At 42.9% G+C, this 12881-nt stretch carries 11 protein-coding genes; 7 read left to right on the top strand and 4 right to left on the bottom strand.

The window, feature by feature from the left end:
* Positions 1-9: 9 nt before the first annotated feature.
* On the bottom strand, positions 10-1440 hold the full coding sequence (locus H571_RS0101075; RefSeq protein ID WP_027847686.1) for an aspartate ammonia-lyase: 1431 nt from the start codon (positions 1438-1440) through the stop codon (positions 10-12).
* Positions 1441-1882: 442 nt separating this feature from the next.
* Between H571_RS0101075 and ohr the strand changes: the two genes are divergently transcribed.
* The 4 genes from ohr to H571_RS0101055 are packed head-to-tail and all read left to right on the top strand — an operon-like array spanning position 1883 to position 5799.
* Positions 1883-2305, top strand: coding sequence for an organic hydroperoxide reductase Ohr (gene ohr / locus H571_RS0101070; protein ID WP_027847685.1), 423 nt, complete (start codon positions 1883-1885; stop codon positions 2303-2305).
* 17 nt (positions 2306-2322) lie between these two features.
* A complete protein-coding gene (locus H571_RS0101065) occupies positions 2323-3330 on the top strand; it encodes an LLM class flavin-dependent oxidoreductase (protein ID WP_027847684.1) in 1008 nt (335 codons plus the stop codon).
* Positions 3320-4720, top strand: coding sequence for a YcjX family protein (locus H571_RS13770; protein WP_051168048.1), 1401 nt, complete (start codon positions 3320-3322; stop codon positions 4718-4720). The genes H571_RS0101065 and H571_RS13770 overlap by 11 nt, the downstream gene beginning before the upstream one ends.
* Positions 4717-5799, top strand: coding sequence for a TIGR01620 family protein (locus H571_RS0101055; RefSeq protein ID WP_036217045.1), 1083 nt, complete (start codon positions 4717-4719; stop codon positions 5797-5799). The genes H571_RS13770 and H571_RS0101055 overlap by 4 nt, the downstream gene beginning before the upstream one ends.
* Before the next feature lie 15 nt (positions 5800-5814).
* Here H571_RS0101055 and ohrR read toward each other — a convergent pair whose 3' ends face one another.
* Positions 5815-6258, bottom strand: coding sequence for a transcriptional regulator OhrR (gene ohrR / locus H571_RS0101050; RefSeq protein ID WP_027847682.1), 444 nt, complete (start codon positions 6256-6258; stop codon positions 5815-5817).
* A gap of 154 nt (positions 6259-6412) precedes the next feature.
* On the opposite strand from ohrR, the gene H571_RS0101045 reads away from it, so the two are divergent.
* On the top strand, positions 6413-8065 hold the full coding sequence (locus H571_RS0101045; protein WP_027847681.1) for a methyl-accepting chemotaxis protein: 1653 nt from the start codon (positions 6413-6415) through the stop codon (positions 8063-8065).
* Between the two features lie 56 nt (positions 8066-8121).
* Here H571_RS0101045 and H571_RS0101040 read toward each other — a convergent pair whose 3' ends face one another.
* Together H571_RS0101040 and H571_RS0101035 are read right to left on the bottom strand one after the other, a co-directional pair.
* The gene (locus tag H571_RS0101040) at positions 8122-8922 is read right to left on the bottom strand and encodes a thioesterase family protein (protein ID WP_027847680.1); all 801 of its coding nucleotides are present in this window, start codon (positions 8920-8922) and stop codon (positions 8122-8124) included.
* A gap of 33 nt (positions 8923-8955) precedes the next feature.
* Positions 8956-10134 (bottom strand): GNAT family N-acetyltransferase, encoded by a 1179-nt coding sequence (locus tag H571_RS0101035; protein WP_027847679.1) that lies wholly within the window; start codon positions 10132-10134, stop codon positions 8956-8958.
* A gap of 314 nt (positions 10135-10448) precedes the next feature.
* Here H571_RS0101035 and H571_RS0101030 point away from each other — a divergent pair, with 314 nt between their 5' ends.
* Positions 10449-11936: a SulP family inorganic anion transporter gene (locus tag H571_RS0101030; protein WP_027847678.1), complete on the top strand. Its 1488-nt coding sequence runs from the start codon at positions 10449-10451 to the stop codon at positions 11934-11936.
* Between the two features lie 10 nt (positions 11937-11946).
* A complete protein-coding gene (locus H571_RS0101025; protein ID WP_027847677.1) occupies positions 11947-12798 on the top strand; it encodes a universal stress protein in 852 nt (283 codons plus the stop codon).
* Positions 12799-12881 lie beyond the last annotated feature (83 nt).

Raw genomic sequence — 12881 nt, 5'->3', positions numbered from 1 at the left:
AAAGGTTTATTAAAGCTTGGCAGTTTTTTTGGTTACACTTCTAGGTGCAATCATGTGTTCTGGCTTTAAAATATCTGCTAGTAGTTCTTCATCAATCAGGTTTTCTTCTCTAATTAATTCCAGCACACCACAGCCAGTTGTTAGGGCTTTTTTAGCTATGCGGCTTGAGTTTTCGTAGCCTATGTAGGGGTTTAAGGCGGTTACTATACCAATGGAATTTTCCATAAGTTCACGGCAACGTGCTTCATTAGCGGTTATGCCTTCTATGCATAGCTCACGTAGCATATCCATACCACGGGTTGCTAAACGTACTGAGTCAAACATTTTCCATGCAATTAGGGGTTCCATTACATTGAGCTGTAACTGACCCGCTTCTGCAGCCATAGTAACAGAAAGGTCGTGGCCAATAATTTCAAAAGCAATTTGGTTAACCGCTTCTGGAATGACTGGGTTAACCTTGCCTGGCATGATAGAACTACCTGGCTGACGCGCCGGTAGGTTAATTTCATTAATGCCAGTACGTGGGCCGCTGGATAGCAGGCGTAAATCATTGCTGATTTTTGAAAGCTTGGTCATTAAGCGCTTAAGCAAACCAGAAAAGAGCACAAAAGAACCCATGTCTGAGGTTGCTTCTACTAGGTCGGTGGCAGCGGTAATTGGATGACCGCTAATTGCAGCTAGGCGTTTAACGGCTATGCCTTGGTAACGTGGGTCTGCGTTAATGCCCGTTCCTATGGCTGTACCACCTAGGTTAACGGGTGTGAATAAATCGCTATCTAGTTTTTTAAACAAGGCTAGGTCTTCACGTAGGTTGTTTGCAAAGGCATGGAATTCTTGCCCTAAAGTCATGGGAACAGCATCTTGCAGCTGAGTACGTCCCATTTTTAACAGACTAGAGAATTCATCACCCTTGGCAGCTAAGGCTTGAATTAGGTTTTCTAAACTAAGGTGTAAGTCATTTTGACCTAACAATAATCCCACGCGAATGGCTGTTGGGTAGGCATCGTTAGTGGATTGCGCCATATTGACATCATTATTAGGGTGCAAAAACTGATACTCGCCCTTGTCTTTGCCCATGCTTTCTAAGCCAAGGTTGGCAATCACTTCATTGGCATTCATGTTGGTGGATGTGCCCGCACCACCTTGAATCATATCGACCACAAATTGATCATGATGCTTACCTTCAATTAGCTGGCGGCAAGCCTTGGTAATAGCGGTATGCTTTTCTGTGGATAGGCAATTTAACTCATGGTTGGCATCGGCCGCAGCCAATTTAACCATGGCTAGCGCACTAACAAAGTTAGGGTATTCAGAAAGGGAAACACCCGACAGTTTGAAGTTGTCTAAAGCTCTTAGCGTTTGAATGCCGTAATAAGCATTTCTAGGTACGGGCAAATCACCCAAGAGGTCGTGTTCTGTACGAAAGGCGTCGATATTCATTTAGTGCAGCTCTCACTTCTTTAATAAATTATTTCGGGAGTTTAATAAAACGGCGGTAAGGTATTTACCTAGGTGGTTACAAAGGTTTTTAAATTCTAAAACTGCAGGCTGCAATAATAAAAACACTGAATAATAGCAGAGCTATTTTTCTCTGCAACAATCTAAGTGTTTTATGCCTTTAAAAAAACACGCTCTTTGTTGGTTGCTTTCATTCATAACTTTTTATAGTAATGAGTTTGCATTGCTACCTTTATTAAAACGCTACCCTTAAAGTTCGCTCTGCTTACTCTGACCAGGCTTTTTATTCTACCGAAAAAAATTGTGCACAATCTTCTTGCGGCTAAGCAGAATTTAGACTAATCTCTACCCGTGTTTAATTGTGTGCAATCTAATTGGTTGCAATAAAAATTCAGATTATCAAAAAACTAACGAGGTACAGAAAATGAAAGCACTTTATACAACTTCAGCAACTGCTTTGGCTGGGCGTAATGGTCAGGTAGCTACGGATGACGGTAAACTTTCTTTAGCTTTAAGCTACCCTAAAGAAATGGGTGGTAGCGGTGAGGCAACCAATCCTGAGCAGTTATTTGCTGCGGGTTATTCTGCTTGTTTTTCTAATGCAATTTTACACCTAGCGCGTGAGCAAAAGCTGGCAGTTAAATCAGCACCAACAAAAGCCACCGTAGGTATTTTTCAAAATGAACAAGGCGGCTTTGCGTTAACAGCAAGCTTAGCTGTAGAGTTAGAACTAGATCAAGCGCAAGCCAATGCATTGGTTAAAGCGGCACATCAGGTGTGTCCTTACTCTAATGCGGTTCGCGGTAATATCGATGTTCAATTATTGGTAAACGGTATTGAACTTTAATTACTTAGGTTAATTTAATGAGTCTTCTACAAGCGGTTGATTTTTCTGTTCTTGAGCTGGCAACTATTTCTGATCAAGAAACCAGCCCTAGCGGTGCTTTAAAGCGTGCGCTACTAACAGCTAAGCATGTTGAGCAACTTGGCTTTAAGCGCTTTTGGGTGGCTGAGCATCACAATATGGAAGCCATTGCCAGTTCTGCTACTACGGTTTTAATGGGCTATTTAGCTGCCAATACTGAACGTATTCGCATCGGTTCTGGCGGCATTATGCTGCCTAACCATGCACCGCTTGTAGTGGCTGAACAAATTGGTACTTTGGCAACACTTTACCCTGAGCGCATTGATTTAGGTTTGGGTAGAGCGCCAGGCACAGACCAGCTAACAGCTAGGGCTTTACGTCGTCACTTAGATACGGATGCCAGTAGCTTTCCAGAAGATGTTGCCGAGTTACAGCGTTTGTTAGGCCCAAAGCAAGCAGGTCAGCAAATTATTGCTATGCCAGGCATGAATACTCAAGCACCTATTTGGTTACTGGGTTCTAGCTTGTTTAGTGCTAAGTTAGCGGCTGCTAAGGGCTTGCCTTATTCTTTTGCATCCCACTTTGCACCCCGTTTTATGATGCAAGCCATAGAGCTTTACCGTGCTGAGTTCAAACCTTCTGCAACCCTAGCTAAGCCTAAAGTTATGTTGGGGATTCCACTGGTTGTTGCTGAAACAGACGAACAAGCAGAGTTTTTAGTCACCACAACCTATCAGCGTATTCTTTCACTATTTCGTGGTCAAAGCTTGCACCTCTGCCCACCTGTTAAGGATATTCATAAAACTTGGAGCTTGCAGGAACAACAGGGGGTTAGTGACTTTTTAAGCATGGCAATGGTTGGAAGCCCAGCAACGGTTAAAGACAAGCTTGAAACCCTGCTTCACCACACGCAAGCCGATGAGCTAATGTTTACTTGTGACCTGTATAATTTTGAAGATAGGTTGCGTAGCTTTGACCTAGTGCAACAAATTAAAAATGAAAAATAAAAGCGCTTTCTTTGATAGGTATATCAATAAAACGATTAATAAAGCCTTAGATCGCCACATTTGCATTGGCATTACTGGCCTAAGCCGTAGTGGTAAAACAACCTTAATAACCAGTCTTATTAATCAGCTTTGCCAGTATGACACGGCCAAACTAGCAGGCTTTCCTCCCATTCAAGCGGATCGCTTGCTTGGGGTTAAGCTGCATCCACTTGATAACTTACCCATGTTTCCTTATGCCGCTGGTTATCAAAAAATTACCGCAGCCCAACCCGAATGGCCAGATTCAACCTCAGAAATCAGTGGTTGCCTTATTGAGCTGCGGCTAAAAAAGTCGCATAAAAGCCTAGTAGGTAAAGACAATTACAGCCTTTTTATAGAGCTACGTGACTACCCAGGTGAATGGCTTTTAGACCTGCCACTTAGAGGCATGAGTTTTGTTAGGTGGTGCGGTTTATGCAGTGCCCAGTATTTACACTCGCCAAGGTTAGAGCTACTAGGTTCATTATTGGATGAATTTAAACAGCTCGACCCTTTTGCGCCGGTTGATAAAGAAAAACTTCAGGCGTTAAATGAGCAATATAAGCAGTTTCTTAGCCGCTGCAAAAACGATGAAAAAAGCCTTAGCCTTATTCAACCCGGCAGGTTTTTAATTCCTGGCAAGCTTCCTGATGCGGATATAGTGAACTTTATTCCCCTGCTGGCTTGCATAGGTAGGGAAGAAAGCGAATTAGAACAAGCCAGCGAACATAGTTATTACAAGGTGTGTAAGCGGCGTTATCAGCGTTACATTAAAGAATTGGTTGAGCCTTTTTACAGCGACTTTTTTAGTGGCATAGATAGACAGCTAGTTTTAGTTGATGTGATAAGCGCCCTGCATTCCGGCCCTGCTTACCTAGATGATATGCGCCAAGCCTTAACCAACATTACCCAAAGCTTTTCTTATGGTAACCAAAGCCGCTTACGTCAGCTTTTTAGCCCTAAGGTTGATCGTTTAATTTTTGCCGCAACCAAAATAGATTTGGTGTTATCTAAAGAACACGAAGCCGTTAGGCAATTGTTAAGTGCAGTGGTAAGAAGTGCTTACAAACATGCCAGAAGCGATGGCATTAGCCCGATTTGTGAAGCGGTTGCTGCGGTGCGTGCCAGTAATGAAAGCAGCCGAATTGATAATGCGCTAGAAATTTTAACCCCTGAAGGCAAGCGCTTAGGTTATGTGCCGCCGGTTATGCCGTCTAAACTGCCAGATGAAAAAGACTGGCAAGCTTTACAGGGCTGGGTTTTGCCCGAGCTATCACCACCTAGAGGTTTGTCGAATAACAGTAATACTGCACTGCCGCATATTAGGTTAGATACCCTGCTAAATGAATTAATTGGAGACAAATGCCCATGACCCAGAATAAGCGAAAGGGCGGTTTCACCTTCGATTTAGATGAAGCAGACGACTTAGATAGAATAGAGGGCGACCAGTCAGCTAGCGAATCAGCCCGCCAAAGTAAAACCTTTGTTATTGACGAGGATGTGCCAGAAAGTGTGCCTGAGTCGATAGTTGCCAATGAGCGCTTGCCCGAAGTTACCCAGTTTTCACTATTTAAGTTAGAAGCCTTACCACTAAAAGGTTTAAAGGTGTTTTTCTATTCCGCCCTAGCCTTGGTGGTTGTTTTAAGTGGTTTTGAACTAGCTCGTGCTTTTAACTACGCCTTATCCATTCATTGGGTTCTTGCCAGTGTTTTTGGTGTTTTATTAGCTTGGGTTGCGCTATTAGGTTTAAGGCTGGTGTACCGCTATTTAAAAGATACTGAAAACCTTTCTAAGCTAGTGGCGATGCAAGATAAAGCGGAACGCCTGCTGGAAGGCAACGATTTTGGTCAGGCAAAAAGCTTTATAAATGAATTGCGTGGCTTTTATAAAAACAAGCCGCAAGAAGCACACTTGGAACGCTGCATTCAAGCCATGCCAGATTACAGCAACGATAAAGAAGCCATTAACCACCTAGATGAAATCTTTTTAAAACCGCTGGATGAAGAAGCAACAAGGCGAGTTTCTACCTATGCCATGCAAACGGGTGTAGGCGTAGCAATCAGTCCTTGGGCTTCCTTAGACATGCTGTTAAGCCTTTGGCGGTCAATGAAAATGATTGATGATGTGGCGCAGGTGTATGGTGTGCGACCTTCATTGCCTAACCGTTTACGTTTATTTAGGCGAGTAATAAACCAACTGCTTTTTGTGGGTGCAACCGAACTGCTAGCTGAAAATGCTTTAGCCGAATTTGGTTTTCAAGGCATAACCACTTCATTAAGCGCCCGTGCAGGGCAAGGCATTGGTGCAGGTTTTTATACTGCAAGAATTGGTTTGGCTGCGATGAAAGTTACCCGACCTATTGCCTTTACCCCAGCCAATAAACCTAAAATGGCCTCTTTAACCAGAGAAATGCTTAACAAGGTTAAAGGTATTTTTATAAAGGTGAACTAGCGCCACGCTTAAAGATTAGTCGGTTAGGTTTGCTAGTAAACGCTCACAAATTGTTTTCAGCTGAATAAGCTCATCGGCTTCCATTTTAGAAAGGCACATCATTTTTTCTGGTATGTGCTGTGCCTGTTCTTTTAACTGCTGTCCAGCTTCGGTTACTGAAATAAGCCGAATACGTTCATCTTCTTGGCTACGGGTACGATTAACATAGCCCTTGGCTTCTAAGCGTTTTAGTAGGGGGGTAAGGGTTCCTGAGTCGAGATGTAGCTTTTTTCCTAAGGCTTTAACGTTTATTACCTGTTCTTCCCATAACACCATCATTACTAGGTATTGCAGGTAGGTTAAATCTAAAGCTTTTAGTAAGGGCTGATAACTTCTCCCCATAGCATTTGAGGTGCTGTAGAGTACAAAGCAAAGCTGGTTATCTAAGGTTAGATAAGCTTCTTTTTCTGGATCGATCATTAAAAATTTTCCGTTAACAATAAGGTTGCATACAATATACTTGCACGCTAGTATTTCTTCAACTAGTATCTCTGTCCAGTGGATTGATTTTCAGTTTTTAGTTAGTGGTGTTGAAATTTGAATCGAACAATAAAAACTCTCTAGGAGTTATAAATTGAGAAATAACCAACCCGTCACACAAAAAGAATATCCAGTACGCCCAGATACCGCCATTATTTCCCATACCGATGCTTTGGGTAACATTGTTTACGTTAACGATGAATTTGTTGAGTATGCAGGCTTCGCTCGTTCTGAGTTAATTGGCAAACCACACAATATTATTCGTCACCCAGATATGCCTAAAGAGGCTTTTCGTGACTTTTGGGCAACACTGAAGAAAGGTCGTGCTTGGCAGGGCATCATTAAAAACCGTCGCGCAAATGGCGATCACTATTGGGTTAAAGCAACCGCTACGCCTTTAAAGAGTGGTGGCTATATGAGCGTGCGTTTAAAAGCCACAGAGCAAGAGATAAAAGACGCAACAGCTCTTTATGCGCGTATGCGAGAAGGAAGCCGTGATAGGTTATCGGGTGGTTACCACCTAACGGGCTTGTATTCACGTTTCTCGCATTTTTACCAAGGCGTAAACTTAACTCCTACAGCCTTGTTGCCAATGCTCTTGTCTTTTATCACAACCCTAGTGGTTATTGGTTACACTCACTTACAAATTAGTGACCCTGAAGTGCATCAGCTTATGCTGCCGATGATTGCGATTATTGTAGCGGTGAGTAGCCTTGCACTTATTTGGCTTTATTTAGTGATGCGTGAACAAACAAGGCGGCTGAATTACTTAAAAAGTGTTGCTATGGAGATAAGCTCGGGTAATTTGGTTGGCCCTGCACCTATGGGTAAAGCAGATGAAATAGGTGGTGTATTTAATGCCGTACAAATTATGCGTAACCACCTTTTAGAAATTGCGTTTCAAATGACGCAATCCACCAAGTCGCTTAACCATGCTGCTGATGAAATGCTAGCAGCTAGTAAGGCTACTTCTGATGGTGCTGCTTCTCAGTCTAACTCTTCTACCAATATGGCAGCCGCACTAGAAGAATTAAGTGCATCGGTTGATCAAATTGGTGAAAGTGCTACAGCTGCACATGCTGCTTCTAACCAAGCGGGTGAAGTTGCGCGTTTAGGTGCTGAAGCGGTTTATGCAAGTTCACAAGAAATTAGTGCCATTGCTGGTACGGTTAATAATTCAGCCACCAAAGTAAAAGAGTTAGAAGCGCTGTCGGGCAATATAGGTAAAATTGTTTCTACCATTCGCGAGATAGCTGACCAAACCAACCTATTAGCTTTAAATGCGGCAATTGAAGCTGCAAGGGCTGGAGAACATGGGCGTGGTTTTGCTGTGGTTGCAGATGAAGTAAGAAACCTAGCAGAACGCACTGCAACTTCTACGGTAGAAATATCCGATATGGTTGCACAAATTCAGAAGCGAACTGAAGAAGCGGTCATTGAAATGCAAACCAGTGTTCAGCAGGTAAGTGAAGGGGTGAGTAAAGCTGAACGTGCGGGTCAGTCGGTTGCTGAAATTGAAGGTGAAACCAGCAAGGTGGTACAGGCTACGCAAGATATACAAGTAATTTTGCAAGAGCAAGCCTTGGCTGCTCGAGAGGTTGCAGAAACCATAGAAGGCATCGCTCGCTTAGCAGATGAAAATGCTTCGCAAGCAAGTCAAACACTGGTTGCTAGCCATGAGATTCAAAGTACAACCAAGGTGCTTGATGAGCTTTGTAAGCAATTTAAAGTTTGCGCCAACGAGTAGTCAATTCAATTCTAAAAATGAGGAGGGGGTTCTCCCTCCTCAGCAGAACCAAAGCATTAACCTAGCTTTCTGAGCGTTAAAATCTGCTCACTGCGTCCAAAAGGCCCTTGCTCATCGTGTAAAACAGAGCTGGTTAAGCCTATGCCGTCCTTTCCGTATTGCTGCACTACTTCAAGGCCTAGCCATCGACCAGTAGGGTAGCGGTGAAGGTGAATTTGTAAGTCTAGGTTTGGAAAAACCCAAGTAATATTACTGCCTTGGCGGGGTGCTGTACCGTTAGCGGTATCAACCATGCCAATTAAATGAACAAAGTCACTAGAAGCTTGGTTTTCAACCATTTGTATTGATGTGTTTAGCCAGACTAGGCCTTTACCAGCACGGTGGTTTTCATCTACCTTGGCTTCAAGGCTTTTGATGTAACCGCCTGGCCAGTGAGAAATGCCTTTCCATACAGGGAGGGTGTCAGGATGGTTCACTGTTTTATCTTCTAAAGCCGCTACTTCAGTACTCGTTTGCGTAGCCATGCGCCAAGCCCGAGCAACTATGCAGGTTTTTCCTTGCGCTTGCATCTCTGATTCAACCAGTTCAATTGTTCTACCTGGGCGTATCACACGGGTAGTAATGGAGAAGTCACCGGCAGGAATAAGTCCAAAAATATCGAAGCTAAGGCGCCCTATACGCATGTCATCACGGGGCTGAAAGCTTTCTAGTTCCCTTGCAATAATGCCACTGGCTGGCGCCATGTGTTGTTCGTGAGTATTCCACGCACCTTGGGCATGGTGGGTGGAAGTGTAGGTGCTAGTTACAGCACCATCGGCTGCTGTTTCGGTAGCAATAAATTGGTAATAGGCACTCATGTTTTTTAACTTCTTGTAATCAATGAAATTTTTTTAAGTTATCACTCTTTTAGATGTCACACAAGAATGCTCAGCTTTGAAGGGTAGTTGTTGGCAGGCTTGTTCTACATAGTGTTGAACACCAAGCGCTTCTTCTTGAACGAACTGCTGGATAGCTTTATTGAAGGTGGCTTCTGCTAACCAGTGGTGAGATTGAGTGATAAGGGGCTGAAAGCCTCGGCTAATTTTATGTTCGCCCTGAGTGCCTGGGTCAAAGTGGGTTAAACCCTTTTCTAAGCAGTATTCAATGCCTTGGTAATAACAGGCTTCAAAGTGCAGGCTGTCAGCATCTACCTTGCTACCCCAATAGCGACCATAAAGGCTGGTTTTATCATAAAAGAAAAGTGCCGCTGCTAGGGGTTGCTGAGTTGCTTCTTCTTTAGCAACAACTAACAGCATTTGTTCTGGCATAAGCAATAAAAGTTGTTCAAAAAAACTTTGGCTTAAATAGGCTTGCCGCCCACGCCTTAAGTAGGTGATTTGATAGCAGTGATAAAAATGCTCAAGCAAGGCGGGTGTTATTGCTTTGCCTTCCACTCGCTCCACGAGTAAACCCTGATCCCTCACTTTACGCCTTTCTTGCTTAACATTTTTACGCTTTTTAGCACTAAAGCTACTTAAAAAAGCATCAAAAGTTTGCCAGTTTTCAGTATTAAACCAGTGGAATTGACAGCCTAAACGTGTGTGTAGCTGCTGATTAGCAAAAAGTTGCTGTTCATCTTCTTGGGTAAAAAGTAGGTGCCAGCTAGAAGCCCCTAGACGTTTTGCTTCTGTTTTAATGGCTTCCACCAATAAAGGCACTAGATCAGCTTTTTGGTAATTAGGATGAACCAGCAAGCGCTCTCCTTGGCTGGGAGTGTAAGGAATGGCACTAACCAGCTTGGGGTAATAGGCTAAACCATAGCGTTGATAAGCATCAGCCCAGGACCAATCAAAAACATACTCACCATAGGAGTGGGTTTTTAAATAAAGCGGCATAAAGGCAATAAGCTGCTGGTTACTTTCTATTATTAGGTGGTGTGGCTGCCAACCACCCTGCTGACTTGCTGCGCCTGAGACTTCTAAGGCTTGTAAAAAATGCTTACTTATAAAAGGGTTGCTGGAGGCATTATCTAATTGCTGCCATTGCTGGTCATTAATCTGGCTAATTTGATTGATAAATCGAATTTGCATGGTTACTTTTATGCCTGCTTAAAAAAAGTGGTTATAGAGTTTTGTTATTCTAATTGCTAGACCTTCGCTTCTTCCATTAGACATGATTTATGTGTTATTGCCGAGGGTAGTGAAAACTTTACCCGTGATGGCCTTGCTAGATTAGTGGAGTAGGCCGTTCCTTGCATCTAGCTAGGATCAGTGTCAGAATTCTTCGGTTTTTATCTGCTTACCCCCCCTTTAGATTCACCAGTTATCTTACTGTGAAATCATCTACATATAACTTGGTATTTGTTGCCAGAGTGGCGCTCTAGCTTAGTTAATTAAGGTTCATTATGCTTGAAAATATAAAACTTGAATGGTTCTCTAATATACGAGGTGACCTGTTAGCAGGTACGGTGGTTGCCTTGGCACTCATCCCTGAAGCAATTGCTTTTTCTATTATTGCAGGTGTAGACCCTAAGGTTGGTTTGTACGCTTCCTTTTGTATTGCCGTTATTATTGCTTTTGTGGGCGGTCGCCCAGGCATGATTTCAGCCGCCACAGGCGCTATGGCCTTGCTAATGGTGACGCTGGTTAAAGAGCACGGCCTTGAATACCTTTTGGCAGCTACGCTTTTAACGGGTGTTATTCAGATTTTAGCCGGTTATATAAAACTAGGTAGCCTAATGCGCTTTGTTTCTCAGTCGGTAGTAACCGGCTTTGTGAACGCCCTTGCCATTCTTATTTTTATGGCGCAATTACCTGAATTAACCAACGTAACCTGGCATGTCTATGCTATGACGCTAGTGGGTTTGGGTATTATTTATCTCTTTCCTTATATTCCTGTTATAGGTAAAAGCATTCCATCACCCTTGGTTTGTATTGTTTCTTTAACGGCTGTAGCAATATTGCTTGGGTTAGATATACGTACTGTAGGCGATATGGGTGAGCTGCCCGATACGCTGCCTATCTTTTTATGGCCTGATGTACCTTTAAACCTAGAAACTTTAATGATTATTCTGCCCTACTCGGTAGGTTTGGCGATTGTTGGTTTGCTTGAGTCTATGATGACAGCAACCATAGTTGATGAGCTAACGGATACACCCAGTGATAAAAACCGTGAGTGTAAAGGACAGGGTATTGCTAATATAGGTGCTGGTTTAATGGGTGGTATGGCTGGTTGTGCCATGATAGGTCAGTCGGTTATTAACGTAAAATCGGGTGGTCGTGGTCGACTATCTACTTTTACTGCTGGTGCTTTGCTTTTAGTGTTAATTGTTTTCTTAGGTGATTGGTTAAAACAAATTCCTATGGCAGCCTTGGTTGCGGTAATGATCATGGTTTCTATTGGTACTTTTTCTTGGACTTCAATTATTAACCTAAAGAAACACCCTGTTTCGACCAATATTGTGATGATTGCTACTGTCTTGGTGGTAGTTGCAACCCATAACCTTGCCTTGGGTGTGCTGGTGGGTGTGCTTTTATCTGCGCTCTTTTTCGCCAACAAAATTGGCCGCATTATGTATGTTAAGTCTAAGCTTTCTGAAGAAGGTACACGCGTTTACCAAGTGGTGGGTCAGGTGTTCTTTGCTTCTTCTGAACAGTTTATTAAGTCATTTGATTTTAAAGAAGTGGTTGAAAAAGTTGTTATTGATCTTAGTCAGGCGCACTTTTGGGATATCACCGCCGTTGCCACGCTAGATAAGGTGGTTATTAAGTTTAAGCGTGACGGTGCAGAAGTAGAAGTTGTGGGCATGAGTGAGGCAACCGAAACTATTGTAGATAAGTTTGGCGTGCATAATGACCCTAACGAAGTTGAAAAACTGATGGCTGGCCATTAAGGAGAAAACAATGAACAAAATAATTACTTGTATTGATGGTTCAGCGCTTTCAGATGATGTATGTAAGGCAGGTGTTTGGGCAGCCACTAAGTTAGATAAAACCCTACTGTTGCTACATGCCATTGAAAAAACACATGCGCCTGCCGTTGAAAATTTAAGTGGTGCAATAGGCTTAGGTGCTCGCTCATCGCTATTAAAAGAAATGGCGTCGCTAGACGAGCAGCGTAGCAAAATTGCTTTAACGCTTGGCAAAGCTATCTTAGAAGAAGCCCAGCAGTTAGCTACAACTAACGGCTGTCAGCGTATTGAAACAATGCAACGCCACGGGGGTATTGTTGAAGCGATTTTGGATTTGGAATCGGATGCACGGCTGCTAGTGGTTGGTCGCTTAGGTGAAGACCAGGCCAAAACATTTAAAATGCTAGGCTCGCATATAGAGCAGGTAATACGTCAAGCGCATACACCTGTGCTAATAGTTAACAAAAATTTTGTGCAGCCTAAAAGCTTTATGCTTGCCTATGATGGACGAGCAACAGCTGATAAAGCAGTGAAGAAAATTATTGAAGGCGGGCTTTTACAGGGCTTAACTTGCCATTTAGTTACAGTAAAAAACAAGCAAGCCAAGTTGGAAGAAAAATTTAAGCAAACAGAAGCCTTGTTAGTTGAAAAGGGTTTTGAAGTTAAAGCTAGTTTTCTTGAAGGCAATATTTTTGATTCTTTAGAAGAATACAAGCAAAAAGAAGCGGTTGACCTACTAGTGATGGGTGCTTTTTCTCACTCTAAATTAGCAACCGTATTCTTGGGTAGCAACACCTTAAAAATGATCGAAAATACCCAGTTACCCCTGTTAATTCTTCATTAAAAGCACAGAGCAAAAAAAGTATAAGCCAGCACTAATCTTGGTTAGTGCTGGCTTTTTTGTCTGTTGCTGGTTGCAGTCTCCTA

Source organism: Marinospirillum minutulum DSM 6287, from assembly GCF_000422325.1.
Taxonomy (GTDB): Bacteria; Pseudomonadota; Gammaproteobacteria; order Pseudomonadales; family Halomonadaceae; genus Marinospirillum; species Marinospirillum minutulum.
The sequence above is the reverse complement of the archived record's forward strand: the minus strand, read 5'-3'. Positions and strand labels throughout refer to the sequence as shown.